This window comes from Buttiauxella sp. JUb87, assembly GCF_004361975.1.
Lineage (GTDB): Bacteria > Pseudomonadota > Gammaproteobacteria > Enterobacterales > Enterobacteriaceae > Buttiauxella > Buttiauxella ferragutiae.
In genome coordinates, this window is the sequence record NZ_SNVY01000003.1 from 570013 (window position 1) to 589819 (window position 19807).

The 19807-nt window shown below is 49.2% G+C and carries 21 protein-coding genes; 6 read left to right on the top strand and 15 right to left on the bottom strand.

The window, feature by feature from the left end; genetic code table 11:
- Positions 1-162: 162 nt before the first annotated feature.
- The 5 genes from EC843_RS14660 to EC843_RS14680 form a co-directional block, all read right to left on the bottom strand.
- Positions 163-1464, bottom strand: a complete 1302-nt coding sequence (locus EC843_RS14660; protein WP_064548388.1) for a TRAP transporter large permease subunit — start codon at positions 1462-1464, stop codon at positions 163-165.
- Entirely contained in the window at positions 1464-1961 is a 498-nt protein-coding gene (locus EC843_RS14665) for a TRAP transporter small permease (RefSeq protein ID WP_121813981.1), read from the bottom strand. Before EC843_RS14665 ends, EC843_RS14660 begins: the two co-directional genes overlap by 1 nt.
- A 71-nt stretch (positions 1962-2032) precedes the next feature.
- On the bottom strand, positions 2033-3019 hold the full coding sequence (locus EC843_RS14670) for a TRAP transporter substrate-binding protein (RefSeq protein ID WP_133522474.1): 987 nt from the start codon (positions 3017-3019) through the stop codon (positions 2033-2035).
- Between the two features lie 381 nt (positions 3020-3400).
- Positions 3401-3661: a DUF1471 family periplasmic protein McbA gene (mcbA, locus tag EC843_RS14675; RefSeq protein WP_064548385.1), complete on the bottom strand. Its 261-nt coding sequence runs from the start codon at positions 3659-3661 to the stop codon at positions 3401-3403.
- 178 nt (positions 3662-3839) lie between these two features.
- A complete protein-coding gene (locus EC843_RS14680) occupies positions 3840-4466 on the bottom strand; it encodes a flavin reductase family protein (RefSeq protein ID WP_064548383.1) in 627 nt (208 codons plus the stop codon).
- 93 nt (positions 4467-4559) lie between these two features.
- Here EC843_RS14680 and rlmF point away from each other — a divergent pair, with 93 nt between their 5' ends.
- Positions 4560-5501: a 23S rRNA (adenine(1618)-N(6))-methyltransferase RlmF gene (rlmF, locus tag EC843_RS14685; protein WP_064548382.1), complete on the top strand. Its 942-nt coding sequence runs from the start codon at positions 4560-4562 to the stop codon at positions 5499-5501.
- Between the two features lie 50 nt (positions 5502-5551).
- Here the strand turns inward: rlmF and glnQ are convergent, their stop codons facing one another.
- The 5 genes from glnQ to rhtA all read right to left on the bottom strand — a co-directional run bounded on the left by glnQ (position 5552) and on the right by rhtA (position 9827).
- A complete protein-coding gene (gene glnQ, locus EC843_RS14690) occupies positions 5552-6274 on the bottom strand; it encodes a glutamine ABC transporter ATP-binding protein GlnQ (RefSeq protein WP_121813978.1) in 723 nt (240 codons plus the stop codon).
- Positions 6271-6930 (bottom strand): glutamine ABC transporter permease GlnP, encoded by a 660-nt coding sequence (gene glnP / locus EC843_RS14695; protein ID WP_034456474.1) that lies wholly within the window; start codon positions 6928-6930, stop codon positions 6271-6273. The genes glnQ and glnP overlap by 4 nt, the downstream gene beginning before the upstream one ends.
- 87 nt (positions 6931-7017) lie before the next feature.
- Positions 7018-7764 (bottom strand): glutamine ABC transporter substrate-binding protein GlnH, encoded by a 747-nt coding sequence (gene glnH / locus EC843_RS14700; RefSeq protein ID WP_034457213.1) that lies wholly within the window; start codon positions 7762-7764, stop codon positions 7018-7020.
- Positions 7765-8128: 364 nt separating this feature from the next.
- Positions 8129-8632 (bottom strand): DNA starvation/stationary phase protection protein Dps, encoded by a 504-nt coding sequence (gene dps / locus EC843_RS14705; protein WP_064548375.1) that lies wholly within the window; start codon positions 8630-8632, stop codon positions 8129-8131.
- 307 nt (positions 8633-8939) lie between these two features.
- A complete protein-coding gene (gene rhtA, locus EC843_RS14710) occupies positions 8940-9827 on the bottom strand; it encodes a threonine/homoserine exporter RhtA (protein WP_064548373.1) in 888 nt (295 codons plus the stop codon).
- 492 nt (positions 9828-10319) lie between these two features.
- Between rhtA and ompX the strand changes: the two genes are divergently transcribed.
- Entirely contained in the window at positions 10320-10826 is a 507-nt protein-coding gene (gene ompX, locus EC843_RS14715) for an outer membrane protein OmpX (RefSeq protein ID WP_064548371.1), read from the top strand.
- Between the two features lie 85 nt (positions 10827-10911).
- Here the strand turns inward: ompX and EC843_RS14720 are convergent, their stop codons facing one another.
- Both EC843_RS14720 and mntS read right to left on the bottom strand, forming a co-directional pair.
- A complete protein-coding gene (locus EC843_RS14720) occupies positions 10912-12498 on the bottom strand; it encodes a phosphoethanolamine transferase (RefSeq protein WP_133522475.1) in 1587 nt (528 codons plus the stop codon).
- 314 nt (positions 12499-12812) lie between these two features.
- On the bottom strand, positions 12813-12941 hold the full coding sequence (mntS, locus tag EC843_RS14725) for a manganase accumulation protein MntS (protein WP_064548364.1): 129 nt from the start codon (positions 12939-12941) through the stop codon (positions 12813-12815).
- Positions 12942-13131: 190 nt separating this feature from the next.
- Between mntS and mntR the strand changes: the two genes are divergently transcribed.
- A complete protein-coding gene (mntR, locus tag EC843_RS14730; protein WP_064548362.1) occupies positions 13132-13599 on the top strand; it encodes a manganese-binding transcriptional regulator MntR in 468 nt (155 codons plus the stop codon).
- Positions 13600-13601: 2 nt separating this feature from the next.
- A complete protein-coding gene (locus EC843_RS14735; RefSeq protein WP_133522476.1) occupies positions 13602-14711 on the top strand; it encodes an SLC13 family permease in 1110 nt (369 codons plus the stop codon).
- Between the two features lie 76 nt (positions 14712-14787).
- Here the strand turns inward: EC843_RS14735 and EC843_RS14740 are convergent, their stop codons facing one another.
- On the bottom strand, positions 14788-15603 hold the full coding sequence (locus tag EC843_RS14740; protein ID WP_064548358.1) for a Cof-type HAD-IIB family hydrolase: 816 nt from the start codon (positions 15601-15603) through the stop codon (positions 14788-14790).
- Entirely contained in the window at positions 15600-16823 is a 1224-nt protein-coding gene (locus tag EC843_RS14745) for an MFS transporter (RefSeq protein ID WP_133522477.1), read from the bottom strand. Before EC843_RS14745 ends, EC843_RS14740 begins: the two co-directional genes overlap by 4 nt.
- Before the next feature lie 106 nt (positions 16824-16929).
- Between EC843_RS14745 and EC843_RS14750 the strand changes: the two genes are divergently transcribed.
- Both EC843_RS14750 and EC843_RS14755 read left to right on the top strand, forming a co-directional pair.
- Positions 16930-17475 carry a TetR family transcriptional regulator gene (locus EC843_RS14750; protein WP_064548353.1) on the top strand — a complete coding sequence of 182 codons (546 nt, stop codon included), beginning with the start codon at positions 16930-16932 and terminating at the stop codon, positions 17473-17475.
- Positions 17476-17634: 159 nt separating this feature from the next.
- Positions 17635-18870 (top strand): MFS transporter, encoded by a 1236-nt coding sequence (locus EC843_RS14755; RefSeq protein WP_133522478.1) that lies wholly within the window; start codon positions 17635-17637, stop codon positions 18868-18870.
- Positions 18871-18940: 70 nt separating this feature from the next.
- Here EC843_RS14755 and EC843_RS14760 read toward each other — a convergent pair whose 3' ends face one another.
- On the bottom strand, positions 18941-19738 hold the full coding sequence (locus tag EC843_RS14760; protein ID WP_133522479.1) for an SDR family NAD(P)-dependent oxidoreductase: 798 nt from the start codon (positions 19736-19738) through the stop codon (positions 18941-18943).
- Positions 19739-19807: the final 69 nt, after the last annotated feature.

Sequence of the window (19807 nt, forward strand, 5' to 3'; positions counted from 1 at the left end):
CGCTAGCGCTTATCCAATCTACTCCGTTCCAGAAGGTTTTGTAGGGTGGATGACGCTGGCGCTTATCCAATCTACTCCGTTCCAGAAGGTTTTGTAGGGTGGATAAGCGCCAGCGTCATCCACCATGTGTGTGATTTGTCATCAGTCTCAAGCAGGCAGGAATTACATCAGTCCCAGCAATCGAGGAATGAACAGCGAAATCTCAGGAATGTAGGTAATCATCATCAGTGAAACAAATAATGCGGCATAGAACGGTAGCAGCGGTTTGATCAGGTGCTGGATTTTCACGCCGGTAATCGAGCAGCCCACGAACAGCGCACTTCCCACCGGAGGTGTCAGCAACCCGACGCACAGGTTCGCTACCATCATGATGCCGAAATGCACCGGGTCCATACCCAACTCTTGCGCAATCGGCAGGAAGATTGGCGTGAAGATCAGCACCGCAGGCGTCATATCCATAAAGATGCCGACAATCAGCAACACGATGTTAATCAGCAGCAGAATAATCAGTGGGTTGTCTGAAATCCCCATCAGCGTGTCGCTAATAATGTATGGAATATCAGCATTGGTCATCGCCCACGACATGCCAACCGAGAAGCCAATCAGTAGCAGAACAATTGAGGTGGTTACCACGGAGTCGAGGATTAGTTTCGGTAAATCGCGCCATTTCACTTCGCGGTAGATAAGCACCGAGAGCACGAAGGTATAAACTACCGCGATAGCCGAGGCTTCCGTTGCGGTAAATACGCCGCCCAGAATTCCACCCATCACGATGATCACCAGCAACAAACTTGGCAAGGCATCGAGAAACGCTTTGGCCGCCTGTGCACACGTTGGACGAGCGGATACTGGATAGCCGCGGCGTTTGGAGATAATCCCGCACACCAGCATGATGGACAGACCCATCAGGATGCCAGGTAAGTACCCGGCCATAAATAGCGAAGCGACCGAAACCCCGCCAGCAGTCAGCGAGAAGACGATCAACACGTTAGAAGGTGGGATCAGTAAACCGGTAATACAAGAGGAAACGTTGACCGCTGTCGAGAACGCCGGATCGTAACCCTCTTTGTTTTGAATCGGCGAAAGTGTGCCACCCACGGCAGCAGCCGCCGCGACTGCTGAACCGGAAATCGAACCAAACATCATGTTCGCCAGTACGTTAACGTGGCCCAGTGAACCCGGTACCCGTCCTACCATAATTTGCGCCAGGTTAATTAGCCTGATGGCTATCCCGCCGCTGTTCATCAGCGTTCCGGCAAAAATGAAGAACGGAATCGCCAGCAGAGCAAAGTTATCCAACCCGTTCGCCAGGCGTTGTGAAACCGTGATAATGGCAACGTCCCATGGGAACATGATAAGCATCGATGAAACGGTGGCGATCCCAATGGCGAATGAGATAGGAACCCCGAGAAACACCAGCACGAAGAACGCGCCGAATAAGGTAAGGGCGATGTAAGTTTCCATTATTTACCCTCGTGACGGACTAAAGTTTGAGCATCGGTCAAGATAAAGTAGAGCGAATAAAACATCATGATCGCCCCGCTTAACGGCAGCACTATGTAGACGTAGCCCATAGGGATTTGCAGCGCCGCCGAGAGTTGCGAAGTGGCAAGTGTCTTTTCAATGAGTTTTAGGCCGCCATTGACGATAACCCCGCCAGAAAATAGCAGCACCAGTGTGTTGATTAGCATGCCGAGCAGGGGTTTTTTATTGTCTGGCATCATCATGGAAAGAAAATCGATGGACAGATGGCGCTGTGCACCCACGGTGTATGACGCGCCCAATAGACCCACCCAGATCATCAGAAAACGCGCCAGTTCATCGGTCAATGTGCTGGGCTGGTTGAGTACATAGCGGCTAAACACTTGCCACACCACGCAGATGACCAGCGCGACCATTACCAGCACGGAAAAAGTGGCAATAGTCCGGTCTACCGCAAGCTTTATGGGCTTTAGTATCATGTTTGTATACCTGAAAATTAACTTTGGACGAGCGGGTGAGGAGCTCACCCGCTGAAACCTGCAACCCTAAATCACTCGGTAGCGGCTTCGAATTTAGCCAGCAGAGCCGCTTGTTTTGGATCTTTGGCGAAGTCGTCATACAGCGGTTTTACGGCTGCGCGGAACGGGGCTTTATCAACGCTGAGGATAGTGGCCCCCATCGCTTTAGCTTTAGCACGTGAATCAGAATCGACTTTGTCCCAAAGCTTTTGTTGATATGTTTCGGAGTTTTTCGCCGCTGTCATCAAGATTTGCTGCTGTTCAGGGGATAGTTTGTCCCAGGTTTTGGTTGAGATAACGAGGAAGTCGGGAATAGATGTATGTTCATCTTCCGAGAACACTTTGGCGATTTCGATATGGCGAGTCTGCACCCATGATGGAACGTTATTTTCCGCGCCATCAACAACGCCTTGCTGCATTGCGGTATACACTTCGCCGAAAGAAATAGGGGTTGGTGAACCGCCCATTAATTCCACCATTTTCAAGGTGGTTGGGCTGGCCTGAACGCGAATTTTAAGTCCTTTTAAATCTTCTGGTTTGGTGATCGGTTTTTTCGCATAAAAACTGCGGGTACCTGCAACATATGCTGAAATAGCAAAGAAACCTTTATCTTTGGTTGATTCCATAATTTCTTTGCCGATTTCACCAAATACCACGCGATTAAAATGTTGTTGGTCTTTGAATAAATATGGCAAATTATAAATAGCGTAAGTATTGTCGAAAGATTCCAAATCACTGGCAGAACCTTTGGTCATATCCAGTGCGCCATTTTGTAATAGTTCTAATGTTTCACGGGCGCTACCCATTTGGCTACTTGGATAAATACGAATACGCATACTGCCATCAGAAAGTTGTTGTACCTCTTTGGCTAATTGTTCATAGGCTTGATGCACAACATGGCTGCGTTCCAGGTTATGCGCGAGTTTTAAAGTTATTTTGTCAGCAGCATTTGCACCTGTGGCACACAACGTAATCAGCGAGGCACAAAGTAGTTTGCGTGGCAGTGTCAAAAATTTCATATAAAATGCTTCCTGCATAAAAGAAAAGGTGAAGTTTCGAATGGAGGCCGTTATTGCTGTATGACAGCTTATTGCATTTGTCCGATAACCAACTTGTATAGACTTCACATTTTTTATTAATCAGGAGTGGTTTTGCTATTTTTTGTGTTGTTGCTCACTCAATTTAATATGATTGGAAATGTCTTTTGTTTCTCTCGTGAATTTATTCTAAGTTGAGAAAATGAATGCAAGGAATTACCGAGGTATTAGGCAGTATTTACGAAGGGTATTTATTGTTTTTGATTTAATTTGGAACGGATGAACCAACAAACTTAACAATAAATAACGGTATCCTGTTATGGAAACCGTTATTGAAAGTCACCCAGGGGATAACTATTAAGACTATTTATAAATAGTTGCGGTGCCGAACATCTTGTTTTCACCGCTGGCTGAGTTAACAACAAAACCTTTTGCACCTTCTTCTTTCGCTTTTTCTCCAAGTTTGGCTTCCAGATCGTCAAGATTCGCCGCGCCTGAGACCGAAACCGTCCCCGCAGGGCGGAGTTGGCTGTTATTGATGTCATTCGTTTCTTGAGCTGCCATGGTGGCAAACGGTAATGCCGCAAGGGTGACAACCGCAGAAAAATACAGCAATTTTTTCATAATCACATCCTCATCGCTTTTGGGAACCGATTAAAAAATCATCAGCACCTACAGTGTAGGTGCAATGCGCCAAACCATAGACGCAAAAAACTGATGGACTTATGCTCATTTTTTGAACGACATAACTTGACGAAATTCTTACAAATCATATAGATACAGGTGTATGATTTTGCTGATTTTATCGGGCGTCGGGGCGAGTTAAGTCAAAACGATGGCTTTCATCGATAGTGTAATAAGCCGATGGGCCACCCGCACGCAGCACCGGTTTTGCCAGCGCGGTCTGGTAAATACCGTCTTTTAGTAGTGACTCGTCAATATGAACGGCGACCACTTCGCCCAACACCAGCCAGCTATCAATCGCCGCACCGTCGGCAGTCGTGAGTTGAATGCACTGCGACAGGCGGCATTCAAAATTAACCGGGCTTTCGGCAACGAGGCTGGCTTTGACTTTTTGCCCGACAACGGCAGTTAACCCCGCGCGAACGAACTCATCTTCACCGCGTGGTATGGAGGCTGAGGTTTCATTCATTTGCTCAGCCAGTTCACGCGTGGCGAGGTTCCAGACGAACTCTTTTGTTTCAACGATATTTTGTACGCTGTCTTTCCAGCCACTGCTGGCGAAACCAATAATAGGTGGCCGATAATTAAAACAGTTAAAGAAACTGTACGGCGCCAGATTACGGTTACCTTGTTGATCGTATGAGGAAATCCAGCCTATTGGGCGCGGGCCGATAATGGCATTGAGCGGGTCGTGCGGTAAACCGTGGCCGTCGGCAGGTTCGTAGTAATAACGTTTCGCGGACATAAAACCTCTGCTTCAGTGATGAAATTGGCGCGGCGTTGTTTACCCCGCTGGCTTCACAGAGTATCTTACGCGACCACACAAGGAGAAGCCGCAATGAAAACCCCTGCCACTACCAAACCGGGTCTGCACCCACGTAATCGTCATCGTAACCGTTATGATTTCCAGGCGCTGACACAAAGCAGCCCAGCACTCGGCGCATTTTTACGCCCTGGCCCGCATGGCGAAACGACGGTTGATTTTGCTGACCCGCTGGCAGTGAAAGCGCTGAATCAGGCGCTATTGGCGCATTTCTACGGTGTGAAACAGTGGGATATTCCTGAAGACTTTCTTTGCCCTCCGGTGCCTGGGCGTGCCGATTATATTCACCATCTGGCAGATTTACTGGCAGAAGGTAACGGCGGCGTGGTGCCTTCGCAGGCTTCAGTACTGGATGTGGGTGTGGGGGCCAACTGTATTTATCCGCTTATTGGCCAACATGAATACGGCTGGCGTTTTACCGGCACCGATGTGGATGGCGAGGCTTTGCGTAACGCAACGGCGATTATTGATGCTAATCCAGGCCTGTCACGCCTGATTCGTTTGCGTCGCCAGAAAACGGCAACCGCAATTTTGCCGGGTGTGATTCATAAAAACGAAATGTTCGATGCCACGTTGTGCAACCCACCGTTCCACGATTCTGCACAGGCGGCCCGCAGCGGTAGCGAGCGTAAACGCGTAAACCTCGGCCAGGCGAAAGACGGCGCACTGAACTTTGGCGGACGTGAGCAAGAGTTGTGGTGTGAAGGTGGCGAAGTGGCGTTTATTAACCAGATGGTCAACGAAAGCAAGGCGTTTGCCCGCCAGGTGCAGTGGTTCACCTCGCTGGTTTCTCGTGGTGAGAACCTGCCGTTGATTTATCGCGCGTTGCAAGAAGCTGGCGTCGAAAAAGTGGTGAAGAAAGAGATGGCCCAGGGGCAGAAGCAGAGCCGCTTCATTGCCTGGACCTTTATGAACGATGCGCAGCGCGTTCGTTGGGCTGCCACACGTTATAAATAGCATTCCCTTCACCCCGGCCCTCTCCAAAAGGAGAGGGTGAGGTCGAGAACTCAGGAAACGTGCTGCAAGAATTCCTGCAAACGCGGGCTTGGTGGGTTCTCAATCAGTTCTTGCGGGTTACCATCTTCAGCAATGCGCCCTTTATCAATGAAGATGAGGCGCGAGGCGACTTTGGCGGCGAATCCGACTTCGTGCGTCACAATAACCATCGTCATGCCTTCTTCAGCCAGATCCTGCATAACCTTCAACACTTCGTGACGCAGTTCCGGGTCAAGTGCCGAGGTTGGCTCATCAAACAGCATCATTTTCGGTTTAACCGCTAACGCCCGGGCGATTGCCACACGCTGTTGCTGGCCGCCAGAAAGCTCTGATGGGTAGTGATGCGCACGTTCCGCAAGGCCCACTTTCGCTAACAGCTCTTTAGCCAGTTTATCGGCGGCGTCTTTTTTCAGACCACGTACACGAATCGGGCCAAAGGCGACGTTTTCCAGCGCGGTCAGGTGCGGGAACAGATAAAACTGTTGGAACACCATGCCGGCTTCCTGACGAATCAGGCGCTCATCGACTTTCGGGTCGTTAACTTTCAGACCGTCGACAAACAGGTCACCACTAGTGATGTCTTCCAGTTTGTTGATGCAGCGCAGCAGCGTCGATTTACCTGAGCCTGACGGCCCGATAATCACCACCACTTCACCCTGTTTAATGTTGAGGTCGATGTTGTGCAGCACCTGGGTTTTGCCAAAGTGCTTAGAAACGTTTTTAAATTCAATCACAGGATTTTCATCCTTCTTTCAAGGCGACGCAGCACGAAGCTCAGCACCAAAGTAATAATCAGATAGAAGACCGCAACGGCGCTCCAGATTTCCAGCGCACGGAAGTTTCCAGCAATAATTTCTTGTCCCTGACGGGTCAGCTCAGCCACACCGATAACGATGAACAGTGAAGTGTCTTTGATGCTGATAATCCACTGGTTGCCCAATGGTGGCAACATACGACGCAGCGCCAGCGGCATAATCACGTGGCGAATGGTTTCGCGTTTAGAAAGCCCCAGTGCAAGACCGGCTTCCTGAAAACCTTTATGAATCGACAGCACCGCACCACGGGTAATTTCCGCAATGTAGGCACCGGAGTTGATCATAATGGTCACGACCGCGGCGCTGAACGGGTCAATGCGCAGATCCGGGATAGCCATAGGCAAGGCGAAGTAAATAAACATCACCTGTACGACAATCGGCGTGCCGCGAATCACTTCAATGAAAACTAATGCGATGTGGTTGGCAATCCAGCCGCCGTAAGTACGGGCGAAGCCAGCAACCAGACCAATAATCAGACCACCAAACAACCCGATGACCGAAATCAGCAAAGTCATTTTGGCGCCTTCAATCAAAAGCGGGATTGCAGGCCAGATGGCACTCCAGTCGAACTCCATGATTATTTCCTGTTATGTATACCGTGGTTCAAAAGTATCAGGGGCGAAAGCCGCCCCTTAGGTCTTGCTTACATCATTTTAGATTTATTATTTTGGCTCAGTGCCGAACCATTTTTTGTAGATTTCGTTGTACTTGCCGTTCTCTTTCAGGGTTTTCAGCGCGCCGTTCACTTTCACACGCAGGTCATCGCTACCTTTAGGGAAGGCGATACCGTATTGCTGTGCTTCAAGAGAGTCGCCAACTGCTTTGAACTTGCCCTGGCCAGCCGTTTTGATGAAGTAAAGAATGTTTGGCGTATCGTGCAGTACCGCGTCAGCACGGTTGGTGCCCAGTTCCATGTAGGCGTTATCGATGTTCGGGAACTGACGCAGGTCTTTAGTTTTGATGTTGGCTTTCGCGTAATCAACAGAACCGGTGCCGCTCTTCACTGCAACCACTTTACCGTCGAGATCTTTCACGCTTTTAACGGAATCGTTGTCGGCTTTAACCATCACCAACAGGCCGCTTTTGTAGTAGCCGTCAGAGAATTCAATCGCTTTTTTACGTTCTTCGGTGATGGTGATACCCGCCAGCGCCAGGTCGATATTTTTGGTTTGCAGCGCAGGAATGATGCCGCTGAAATCCATTGGCTTGAGGGTGTAATCCAGTTTTAATTCTTTTGCTACGGCATCCCATAAATCGATATCAAAACCGACGTATTTGTCGCCTTGTTTAAATTCAAAAGGAACGAATGCGGTGTCGGTCGCAACGACCAGTTTCTTATCAGCGGCGTGGGAAGAAACCGCAAAAGCCAGAGTGAGTGCAGCCAGTGAAACTTTTAAAATCGACTTCATAGCATTTCCTTGTTTATCCATGGGGCAATCCCCTGCATCAGTAAGCGGCAACATGGAAAAATCATGCCAGGTTTTCAACTTACTGTTTTTGCAAGGATGTGAATATGTAACATTGCACAATAATGGTTGCAAGTGAGTTGCAGTGCACTCTAATGGTGCCCAGTTTTGGTGCGTTAAGTATTGAGGAACGATGAAGTCTAGTTTTACCGCAGATTAAGGCGGTAAAACAATCGGCTGTTAACGATTGTGTGAAGTGATTATTACAAATGAGTAACTTTTGCGGCAGGGATAACCATTTTTATGCGCTAAAACAGTGCATCCATCCTCCCAGAAATGGGAGGATGAAGTAACAATCTGCTAGCAATTAATCGATATTTGACTCAATGAACCACAGGAACTTGTCCAAATCTCGCGAAGCCGCAGTCAGAATATCGGCGGTATCTTCGTCTTTCGTTTCACTGATTGCCTTACGCACATCGTTCGCCACAATCGCGTAACGGTCGGCCAACTCTTTAAGGTGATCCTGAACACTGTGAATATCCAACGGATAGCTTTTCAGTGGTGTTTTACTGTTAATGACTTGCGTTGTACCCAGTGCGACACCGCCAAGTTGAACGGCGCGTTCTGCCATGGTGTCGAGATGGTCAGTCAGGGCGGTGCGGAAACCGTCAAGCATTTCATGAACGGCAATAAAGTTTGCACCACGCATATTCCAGTGCGCTTGCTTGGTAATTAACGACAAATCAATGAACTGGATGACCTGGCGATTCAGCAGCTCAACGGTGGCTTTCTTTTCGCTGTCTGAAACATCATTACGGGTATGCAGTAGGTTGGTAGATTTGGTTTTTACCAGTTTAGCGGTAGTCATAATCTTTCGTCCTCTTGATGTTATGTCCAATGAATTACCGGAAATAAGTATAGCACCTGATTTCGTATTCGAAGGAGCAGGTTGTACCTATCAGATTAATAGCAATGAAAGGATAGAATTTAGTAACTCATTGTTAGTCAATAAGTTTCAATTTTGTATTTCGAGTGGTAATTGAATTAAACAAAGAGTGATTGTTGAATGGGAATAATTATTATTTTGTGAAGGTAAGAGAGGGAAATATAAGTGGTTGAACGCAGAGGTTATTTACCGTGGGAATCGTAACCACGGTAAATAATATCAGAGTGGGCTACTTTACATCGACCTGAGTAATCTGCGTTTCACGCTTGAGAGTCAGCGTTGAACCGATGGATGCGGCAATAATGGAAAGCAATGCCAGCCATTGCACCAGAGTCAGATGCTCACCAAGGAACAGCATTCCCGACAGTGCAGCGAGCCCAGGCTCCATACTCATCAGCGTGCCAAAGGTGCGGGTCGGTAAACGCGTCAGGGCGATCATTTCCAGCGAGTAGGGCAGTGCTGTCGATAATACCGCAACACCGAGACCTAACGGTAAAAGTGACCAGTGCCAAAAAACATCACCCGCTTGCCATGCGCCAATCGGTACAAAGATTATTGCTGCTATCAGCGAACCGAATGCCACGGTTGCTGGCCCATGATCGACACCGGCTTTTTGTCCAAACAGGATGTATATCGCCCAACATGCCCCGGCTCCCAGTGCATAGGCGGCACCGGCTAAATCGACATGCGAAATTGACTGCCCCAGCGGTAATAAGAACCAGAGACCCAATACCGCCAGAATCACCCAGATAAAATCCACCGCTCGACGTGATGAAAACAGTGCCACGGCCAGTGGGCCGGTGAACTCAAGGGCGACGGCAATCCCCAGGGGAACCGTCTGAATCGATAAATAGAACAGGTAGTTCATGCCGCCGAGCGCCAGCCCGTACATCAGCAAAGGGATGCGCTGCTCCGCTTTGAAGCGCAAACGCCACGGCTTAAAGACAACCACCAGGATGAATGTCCCCAGGAACAGGCGCAAAGCGGTCACTCCTGGTGCTCCGACTAACGGGAAGAGTGATTTTGCAAGTGATGCGCCACTTTGAATCGAGGTCATGGCAATCAAAAGAACAACAATGGGTAACCATAAGGGGGTTTTACGTGGCGATAAGGGCATCCAGCATCCTGTCAGTCAGTGTCTATACCATCATCCTTCAAGTTGCAGGGGTGTTGGCCGCAGACGCTCGCCCCAGTCACTTACTCAAGTAAGCTCCTGGGGACTCTCGTCCTTGCCTCCTACCTGAAACTCGAATGCTAATGTGTATATTTAAGTAAAGAAAATAAAAAGTGACCCAGTGTAAATGATTAAGTTATGGCTGGTTGAGATTTCATTGAAAAAAATCATGGCCGGATGCAGTAACATAACTGTGTGATTGCGTAAGATTTGTTCAAAAGTGTTTAAGAATTATCTGGATGACTATGTTGCAATTCATGACAACAATTAGGTCGTTTTTTGATAAAAAGGCTATAAATTTAAGGGAGTAGGGTGTAATGGAAATGATCTGTTACAGGAAAGGATTCATTAGACAACGTAAATATCGAAGAGTTTCCGATACAATTTTGATATATTAAAAACTTAGAAGTTACTTGAAGCATATTGAGGTGGATTATGAAAAAAATTGCATGTCTTTCAGCACTGGCTTGTGTTCTGGCCGTTTCCGTTGGTACCGCATCTGCTGCAACTAGCACCGTAACTGGCGGCTATGCACAAAGCGATATGCAGGGCGTTGCTAACAAAGCTGGCGGTTTCAACCTGAAATACCGTTACGAAAACGACACCCCACTGGGCTACATCGGTTCTTTCACTTACACCGAGAAAGACCGTTCTGAGTCAGGCGTTTACACCAAAGGCCAATACTACGGTATTACTGCTGGTCCTGCTTACCGCATCAACGATTGGGCAAGCATCTACGGTGTAGTCGGTGTTGGTTACGGTAAATTCCAGAGCACCTCTTTCCCGAACAAAGCTGACACCAGCGATTACGGCTTCTCTTACGGCGCGGGTATGCAGTTCAACCCAATCGAAAACGTTGCACTGGACGTTTCCTACGAGCAGAGCCGCATCCGTAACGTTGACGTTGGCACCTGGATCGCAGGCGTAGGTTACCGCTTCTAATTTCACTCTTTTATCGAGTGAAAATAAAAATCCGCCCCTTGAGGCGGATTTTTTTATTTCTGAATTCCCTGATTAGGGGATTAGCTTAACGAGTCTTGGTATCAAACACATCCGTCTGCAGATGAGTATAGTCCACCTTCTTGAGCTTAAAGTTGGTGATGTAGATTGGCCCCGCTTTTTGCTCAGAAATGAACTTGTACTTCGGCGTTAACTCTTTGGTTTTAATCCCTGTCCACGCTGAGAAGAAATTCAGGAAATCATTCGCTGAACGGCGCGCTTTTATCTGGCGATGCACTTTATCGTCGCTGGACAGCACCATAAATGGGACCTGGAAGTTTTGTTGGAACTCGTCACCATGCGCCAGATATTGCACCTCAGTGCCGCGCTCTTTAATTGCCAGACCGTGATCGGAGAAGTAGACCATCGAGAAACTCTGCCCGGTATTTTGTAGCTGTTGGTAGAGCTGCTTCAGCAAATCGTCGGTTTGCGTCATGGTGTAGAGATAGCAGGACGTTTCTTTCGACTGGACGAAATCTTTGTATTTACCCTGCGTGCGGTCGCATGCTTGCGGGTGTGAACCCATCAAATGCAGCACAATTAATTGTGGCGTAGTTCGTTGTGTCGCGAATACCTGAGCGGTCATTTTCAACAACGCTTCGTCACGGGTATTTTTGTCGGCTTCAAAATCACCGCTTTTCAGGAACTGCACTTCATCGGCACGTTTGGCGATGCTGGCAATGGCGGTATCGTATTCACCAATTTGCCCCTGGTTCGAGAACCACCAGGTCTGGAAGCCTGCCCGGTTGGCAAGCGTAATAATGCTGTCTTGATATTGCGGTTTGCCGTCAATGACACGGTTAAGCGTCATGCCCAGCGATTTCTGCGTTGAGCCGCTGGCCGCCACATAATCCATGAATATATTGCCATTCACCTGGCTGGCAAACGGGGTGTTATCCCAATGGCCACCGAATGCGCCTAATGCGTCACGGCGCGCACTTTCACCAATCACCACCACGTAAGTTTGATATTTAGGTTTAACCGCCAGCACATTCCAGGTGTCCTTCATCTGCGCGAAGGCCTTCATGCGCGTTTGCTCATCAATCACTTCCTGGTTATTGACCACAACATCTTTTACGAAGCGGAATACCGGGTAACCAGAGTCTTTGATTTTAAATACGCCGCCATACGCCAGGTTTTGTACCGGAGCGACAAAGAAACAGACCACGCTGACAACCAGGCATAAGCTATCAAAATGGCACCACAGGCGTTTTTTAGGTGCAACTTTGCGGCGCAGCGCAATAACGCCAAGCACCAGAATAAAGATCGACACCAAATAGCTGTACCACGGGAAGATAGTCATCAGTTCCGTGGATTCTTCGAAGTTAGTTGAGTGTAGGGCAAGCAGGGTATTAAAGTTCGGCGAGCCGTAGGCCTGGCCAAAAGGGAAATACATTGCTGCAATCAGGCTGCAAATCGCCAGCAAGCCTTTTTGGAATTTGGGCGCACTGCGCCATAGCAGCAGTAATACGCAACTAAATGCCACTGCATACAGAATGCTAAATTCATAACCGAGCGCAAAGTTAATCAGTAAAGACTGCAGGAAATAAAAGCCAGTCCACGGATTAAGCGCCACTGCGCGGATCGTCAGGGAATCTTTAAGCGTTAAATTCATGTTTATCGAGATCTACTAAACGCCATGCGAAAACCCTGGCGACGAGGGTAAGAACCTGCCTGACAGACGGAAAAGAAGGGATACTGGACCGCATCTGCGAGCCGCTTCATGTGCAGGGCTGCAAGAAGATAGAGCGGTACGATAAGAAGATCAACTGATAAGAGAAATGTGTTTTGCGAAGCAGGTAGCAAATCCAACAAATGGTAAGGTTAAAGCGCTGTTGCGTGAGGTATTCACTGAATCATCATGAAATGAAAAGTTACAAATAGATGAGCCGTTCAGAATGACTAAACCCGAAAAGGCAGGGCGACTGCCTATGACTTAGGTTTTTCGCCCTGTTGTGGTTTCCCGGAAACCAAATCACACAACATGTTGAGCAGCATTAGCCGCACTTGAAACGGGGAATGTGTAAACACGCTCATGCACCTCTTAAATTCGTTCATATAACCCTCCTGTTCACTTCTGCTGCCCTTGTTTCCCTTTAAGGCTGTCTGCATTACATACAGATATAGCACAGGCTATATTGTATAGCTATTGCTAATTCGTTAAATTTTTGTGCTTCCGTGATGCTGGTTTACAATGGGGCCGAACGTCGTCATTGGACGATGCCGCGCCACTGCAAGAGGAAGCATCATGAGCCGTACGCCTGGCCAAAAAAATAAACAGAAAGTGACGCAGTTGGTAAACGTTGAAGAGCATGTCGAAGGCTTTCGGCAGGTGCGGGAAGCGCACCGTCGTGAATTGATTGATGACTACGTTGAGTTGATTTCAGATTTGATTCGCGAAGTGGGGGAAGTCCGTCAGGTTGATATGGCGGCGCGACTCGGTGTTTCTCAACCAACCGTTGCGAAAATGTTAAAGAGACTCGCCTCGGTTGGGCTGATTGAGCAAATTCCGTGGCGCGGTGTGTTTTTAACTGCTGAAGGTGAAAAGCTGGCGCAAATCAGCCGCGAACGTCATCAGATTGTGGAAAACTTTTTCCTCGCGTTGGGAATTAGCCCGGAAACCGCAAGGATTGATGCCGAAGGGGTGGAGCATCACGTCAGTGAAGAAACCCTGGCGGCATTTCGTTTGTTTAGTGAGCAGCGAGGATTTAAGTAGCAATGCTGTTAAGCCTGGTTCGCCCGTTTGCTCGCGATCGATTCCTTCATCTATTGCTTCTGTGCGGTGTGGTATTAAGTTTCATCGCGCCATTTCATCCAACACTTTGGGTTCATGCCATTGATTGGCACACCATTATTACGCTTGCGGGCTTAATGATGCTGACCAAAGGCGTCGAGTTAAGCGGCTATTTCGATGTGCTGGGCCGTCGCATGGTGAAACGCTTTGATAACGAGCGAACGCTGGCGATGTTTTTAGTCAGCGCGGCGGCATTGCTCGCCACATTCCTGACCAACGACGTGGCCCTGTTTATTATCGTGCCGTTGACCATCACGCTGAAAAAACTGTGCGCCATCCCGATTAATCGGATCATCATCTTTGAAGCGTTGGCGGTCAATGCTGGCTCAATGCTCACGCCGATTGGTAATCCGCAGAACATTTTATTGTGGGGGCGCTCGGGTTTATCGTTCGGGGAATTTAGCTGGCAAATGGCACCAATAGCGTTCGCTATCATGCTCAGCCTGCTGGCGCTTTGTTGGTTCTGTTTTCCCAACAAAAAACTCGTCTACCAAATCCATGATAAAAAGCACGACTGGCAGCCACGGCTGGTGCTGAGTTGTGTGGCTCTGTACGTGGTATTTATTGTCGCGCTGGAGCTAAAACAAGACATCTGGGGGCTGGTGGTTGTGGCCATAGGTTTCTTGCTGTTGGCTCGAAGAGTATTGCTCAGTATCGACTGGAGTCTGTTGCTGGTATTTATGGTGATGTTTATCGATGTCTGGCTGATCACGCAACTTCCGGTGTTACAGCACGCGTTAGCGGGCATTAATCAGCTTTCAGCCACAGGATTATTTGCATTGGGAATCGGTTTGTCGCAGTTGATTAGTAATGTTCCATCGACCATTTTACTGCTGAATTACGTCCCCGCTTCGATGCTGCTAGCCTTTGCAGTGAACATTGGCGGTTTCGGTCTGCTGCCCGGTTCGCTGGCAAATTTGATTGCTTTACGTATGGCTAACGATCGCCGTATTTGGGTGCGTTTCCACTACTATTCATTGCCGATGTTGTTATGGGCGGCTGCGGTGGGTTACGGTCTGCTGTATTTGAGATAAATGTCGGATGACGCTGCGCTTATCCGACCTACGAAGGGTCGTTGTAGGAGCGCGTCATCCTCCACTTTACTTAAAATCACACGTTAAACGGCGCTTCTTTTTTCAGTACCTTTTCAATCACATCCAGCACCGCTTGCTGATTGCAATGTCCTGCCTGATAAGTCGCAACTTGCTTAATTTTTTCAGGGGCATTGGCCATGGCAAATCCGTACCTGGCCTGACGCAGCATTTCAATATCATTGCCACCATCGCCAAACGTCACGACTTCGCTGTCAGCAATGCCCCATTTTTCCTGCAGGATCCGCAAGCCGTTAGCTTTATGAATACCGGGAATGATCAGGTCAATCGAGCCATGGCCGCTGGTAACTGGCACCATAATACCGTCGAGAATGTCTGTCAGAGCGCTCATGGTGTCGTCTAACATACTGTCTGGCAGATTCAGCGCAAACTTAAAGAATACATCATCCAGATTTGAGAAATTATCTACTAATTCAAGGCGATGGTAGTACATGCGCGCCAGTTGGATGAACGCATCATCGTAGCTATTCAATGTATAACCGTGGTGCTTACCACAAGCGATAATATCTACGTGAGGCAGCGTCAGCAGATGGTCGATAACGGTGTTGAACTGCTGTTTTGTCAGTTCACCGTTAAAGGTGTCCTTTTCTTCACTGACCACCCAACCCCCGTTATCGGCTACGAACGAAATCTCGTGGGCAATTTCCGGGAAAAATGAAATTAGCTGGTAATACTGGTTGCCGCTGGCGACCACGAAGCGAATCCCTTGTTCTTTCATTTGTGCATAAAGATCTGCAAAACGCGCGCGGTTGTACTCTTTATTATCGTCGAGGAAAGTCCCATCCATGTCGACGGCAATTAGTTTCACACTCATCGATTTCTCCGTTGAATTAATTCGGGTACAAGGTCTGTAGGTTTTGCGACGGCTTTCGCAACTAGCGCTGCAACAACCATCAAACTCAGTACTACCAGCATAGCCAGACGCAGGCCGTAATGTTCGCCGAGGAAGCCCAATAGCGGCGGCCCCACAAGGAATGCAATATAGCCAGAAGCGGCAACGACACTGACACGAGTTGCCGGGTCTGGGCCGGTATCGCCCGCGGCAGAAATGGTGAGCGGGAAGCCGAGTGAGGTGCCGAGGCCCCACAAAATCACGGAAATGCCAGCGACAAAGGCATTATCGACAAAGATGATTAAGCCGATGCCCAAAATCCCCATCACTGCACAGGCGCGAACCACGGTTACCCGGCTGTAGCGGTCGATAAACCAGCCGCCAGTGAAACGGCCCACGGTCATACCCAGCGTAAAGCCGACATAAATCATTGAACCAGACGTTGGGCTAAAACCATGACCGTCGACCATCAGCAATGGCAACCAGTCATTGGCGGAGCCTTCTGCAAATGCCATCGCCAGCACAATAGTACCAATCAATATCAGTTGTAGATCTTTATAAAAAGGAGGGTGTGGCTCGTGGGTATCAGCGGAATTCGCGTCGGCATTGTCTTTGCCTACACCATGCGGGATGGCGGTAATCGCGATAATAATGGGGGTAATCACGATTAAGCCAATCACCAACAAATGCCCATAAGCCGTGACGTTAAAGGCTGTCAGGCTCATGCCAATACCTGCGCCTGCCAGCGTGCCAAGGCTGTAAAAACCGTGCATCATCGGTAACACGGTCTTTTTCAGCAGCCCTTCAACTATGGCGCCTTCTACGTTCATCGCCACTTCAGATGAACCAAGACCTGCACCTAAAATCGCCAGCCCCAGCGCAAACAGCCACGGGGAAGAAAAGAACAGTGCAACGCCCATCACCAACATGCCGGTGACCATTAGCGTCATACCGCTACGGATAATATTACGCGTACCAAAACGCTTAACCAGCCAGCCGGAAAAGAGAATGCCGCTCATCGAACCAACCGACAGACCAAACAGCACAATACCCATACCGGCGGTCGACACACTGAGCGTGTCCCGAATGGCTGGAGTACGTGTAGCCCAGGAGGCCATAACAAGACCAGGCAGGAAGAAGAAGGCGAACAATGCCCAGGTGCGACGTTGGGTTGCTTTACGTTGGCTAATAGCGGCAGACATGGAAATACCGGTTGGCGGTGAATGAGAATGACACTAGCAAGAATGTGTACATTTGTACACATTGCCTGGTAAACTCTTTTTAGTCCGGCTTAACCGAGTATAAATCATGAGCAAAGCCCCGCGCCGTAACGATCCAGACCGACGTGAAAGAATTGTGCAAGCTACGCTGGATATGCTGGTGGAACACGGTATTAGCCATATCACACACCGTAAAATTGCCGAAGCAGCAGGCGTTTCGTTAGGGTCGATGACCTATTATTTCGACGGTATCGAATCATTGCTCAGTGAGGCATTCACGCAGTTTGCCCACCAGATGTCAGACGATTACCGTAACCGTCTGGCGCAAGCCAGTAATCGCAATGAGGCCTGCGAAGCGATTGTCGACATGATCTGTGGCGAGAAAATTGCCACCTCTTATAACTTGCAAGTGATGTATCAACTGTATGCTTACGCTAATCGTAATCCACAGCTAAAAATCATTATGCAGGACTGGATGTGCCGCAGCCAACAAGTGCTGGAAGCCTTTTTTGACCCGATTACCGCCCGAACCCTGGATGCTTTTATCGAAGGCATGACACTGCATTACGTCACGGATCGGCATCCGTTGAGCCGGGCAGATCTCAGCAGAATGCTGGCAAAAATTGTCGGATAAATTTGGCAGGTGATTTTTTGCCTGTTGTTAGCTAGAGTTTGAAGCAGTTTCCTAATGTGAGTCCCTTACCAATGTAGTTGTCCCCTTAACGATAAACACAGCTTTAAAACCGACGAAATCGTCGGCGACTTCTTTGTGCTTGTTGATAAGGGATAACACATGTTTTTTCTCATTCTGCGTACGCTTCGCCAGCACCGCTGGTTTGCCCTGCTTGGGGCGGCATTACTGCTTTCTTCTGTCGGGAATGGCCTGACTTATGTCATTGTTTTTGGGAAGCTCCTCGCACTCGAAGCAAAACCTTCAGTACTGACGCTTGCCTATATTCTCGCGCTAGCACCCGGCTTCCCGGGGAGTTATCTGGCAGAAAAATTGCTCACCAAAATGGCACCTATTCCGGTCATGATTTTGTCTGAAATCATCGGGCTGTTGGGATTGTCTCTGCCGGCGTGGTCGTTATATAGCGATAACCTGATCCTGCTGCTTTCAAGCCAGGCGGTGGCGGCCTTTGCGGGGGGCATGATGGTGCCGGTTTTAAGCCAGACGTTAAAGAGCGGCCTTAAACCCACGGAACTCCCCGCTGCATCGGGCCTGGAAACCTTTATCTTTGCGGCAAACGTCATCCTTGGCATCGGCATTGGTACCTTGCTTTATGGGCACCTGCCTGCAGTGGCTATTCTCGCTCTGGATGCGCTGAGTTTTGTTCTGGGTATCGTGCTGCTGTTCGCTACACACCGGGCATTTCGGCCAGTGTGTGTGCCGGAAAATGGTGAGGTTATAGGCAACCTCAGCTGGCGAAGACTCACACAATTACAACGCCGAAGTCTGCTTTTTCTCCCGGCGATTGCGCTTGTCGGTGCTCCAGCAATGGCACTGTTACCGGCACTGGCGACAAACTTTAGCGGCTCATCCACTGACACGGGGTTGATGTTGTTACTGGCTCGCAGTACAGGGCAGCTTATCGGCCCGTTGCTGTTGTCTGAAGCACAGCTGCAACGCCACTCGGGGAAACTCAATGTACTGATCATTTCGCTCGCGTTGTTTATCTGCTGCTACGCACTGGTTTCGATCACCGATAAGCAATGGCTGGCTATGTTGCTGATAGTTATGGCCCACATCTTCACCAACATTGTCTATGTGCTGGCGACGCTAAACATCATGCAATCGTTTCCTGCCTCTGTCACCGGCAGGGCGATGGCGAAGGCCTGGCGCGTACAACTGATTATCACCTTGATTCTTCCGGTAATAGCAGGCTTTGCAGCTGACATTTTCGACCCTGCGTGGGTGCTGTACCTCAGCTCTGGCGGTGGGTTTGTGGTGCTGATTTGTGTACTCGCCACGAATCATTTAGCTGGGCGAAGAGAGGGAACGGCTTTGAATCTTAAAAATAGTGGCTAATTCCCGGTAGTCGCAACAGGTTTTAGTCAGGCGGTAAGGAGCGGGGAGTGCCAACCTTTACCGCCTATTTTTAGTCGAGAGTTGTACCAGCAGTCATATTGACCACCGTTGCCGTCATTGCGCCTGCATGATCCGATGCCAAAAATGCCATGAGCTCGGCAATTTGCGAGAGTGTTGGCAGACGTTTCAGCATGGTGCTTTGCGCAGCACCCGCCACCCACTGTTCCACCGTCAAACCCGCTGCTTGTGCCTTTGGTGCAAACACTTCGCCGGTATAGGAACCCGCCTGAATAGCGCCGTCTAGCGCATGTGAACGCACACAGATGACTCGAATATTCTTTGGCGCTAGTTCGCAGGCCAGAGCCCTTGTGAAGGCTTCCATACCTGCGCTGCCGACAACATGACCCAGGTGGCCTGGAATTGCCATTGGCCCTGCGGGTGCGACCACCGAGAGGATGACGCCTGCGCGGTCACCGCCCATATAGGGAATGACTGCCTTGCATAGGTTGAATTGTGCTGCCAGGAACGGGTCTATTCCTTGCCTGAATTCTGTGAGGGATAACTCCGTAATTCCTTTGCCTTGATTATGGACAAAACCGGTGGCGTTTATCACCACGTCAAAACCACCAGTCTGTAGTGCAAGCTGTGCAACGTGCTCGCTGGTGGACTGCTCGTCGAGGACGTCGATGAGGAATGTTTCGGCCTTTCCACCCGCTGCGCGAATCTCATCAGCAACACTGCTCAATTTATCCTGGTTGCGTGCACCCAAATACACCTGTGCGCCCTCGCGTGCCAGAGCATGCGCAACGGCGCTACCGATAGCACCACTTCCACCGAAGATCACCGCTACTTTGCCTTCAACTAACATCGCGCAACCCCATTTAGCCCACCAGTATGACTCAAAAGTATGGGTGTTAAGTGATAGGTTGCAAGCGGA

Coding starts and splice junctions, on each gene's coding strand:
- rlmF (WP_064548382.1), top strand. CDS start 4,560: ATGAAAACCCCTGCCACTACCAAACCGGGTCTGCACCCACGTAATCGT.
- EC843_RS14750 (WP_064548353.1), top strand. CDS start 16,930: ATGAGCAAAGCCCCGCGCCGTAACGATCCAGACCGACGTGAAAGAATT.
- mntS (WP_064548364.1), bottom strand. CDS start 12,941: ATGAACGAATTTAAGAGGTGCATGAGCGTGTTTACACATTCCCCGTTT.
- rhtA (WP_064548373.1), bottom strand. CDS start 9,827: ATGCCCTTATCGCCACGTAAAACCCCCTTATGGTTACCCATTGTTGTT.
- EC843_RS14660 (WP_064548388.1), bottom strand. CDS start 1,464: ATGGAAACTTACATCGCCCTTACCTTATTCGGCGCGTTCTTCGTGCTG.
- dps (WP_064548375.1), bottom strand. CDS start 8,632: ATGACTACCGCTAAACTGGTAAAAACCAAATCTACCAACCTACTGCAT.
- mcbA (WP_064548385.1), bottom strand. CDS start 3,661: ATGAAAAAATTGCTGTATTTTTCTGCGGTTGTCACCCTTGCGGCATTA.
- EC843_RS14720 (WP_133522475.1), bottom strand. CDS start 12,498: ATGAATTTAACGCTTAAAGATTCCCTGACGATCCGCGCAGTGGCGCTT.
- ompX (WP_064548371.1), top strand. CDS start 10,320: ATGAAAAAAATTGCATGTCTTTCAGCACTGGCTTGTGTTCTGGCCGTT.
- EC843_RS14735 (WP_133522476.1), top strand. CDS start 13,602: ATGCTGTTAAGCCTGGTTCGCCCGTTTGCTCGCGATCGATTCCTTCAT.
- EC843_RS14680 (WP_064548383.1), bottom strand. CDS start 4,466: ATGTCCGCGAAACGTTATTACTACGAACCTGCCGACGGCCACGGTTTA.
- EC843_RS14760 (WP_133522479.1), bottom strand. CDS start 19,738: ATGTTAGTTGAAGGCAAAGTAGCGGTGATCTTCGGTGGAAGTGGTGCT.
- EC843_RS14740 (WP_064548358.1), bottom strand. CDS start 15,603: ATGAGTGTGAAACTAATTGCCGTCGACATGGATGGGACTTTCCTCGAC.
- EC843_RS14670 (WP_133522474.1), bottom strand. CDS start 3,019: ATGAAATTTTTGACACTGCCACGCAAACTACTTTGTGCCTCGCTGATT.
- EC843_RS14665 (WP_121813981.1), bottom strand. CDS start 1,961: ATGATACTAAAGCCCATAAAGCTTGCGGTAGACCGGACTATTGCCACT.
- glnP (WP_034456474.1), bottom strand. CDS start 6,930: ATGGAGTTCGACTGGAGTGCCATCTGGCCTGCAATCCCGCTTTTGATT.
- mntR (WP_064548362.1), top strand. CDS start 13,132: ATGAGCCGTACGCCTGGCCAAAAAAATAAACAGAAAGTGACGCAGTTG.
- glnH (WP_034457213.1), bottom strand. CDS start 7,764: ATGAAGTCGATTTTAAAAGTTTCACTGGCTGCACTCACTCTGGCTTTT.
- EC843_RS14745 (WP_133522477.1), bottom strand. CDS start 16,823: ATGTCTGCCGCTATTAGCCAACGTAAAGCAACCCAACGTCGCACCTGG.
- EC843_RS14755 (WP_133522478.1), top strand. CDS start 17,635: ATGTTTTTTCTCATTCTGCGTACGCTTCGCCAGCACCGCTGGTTTGCC.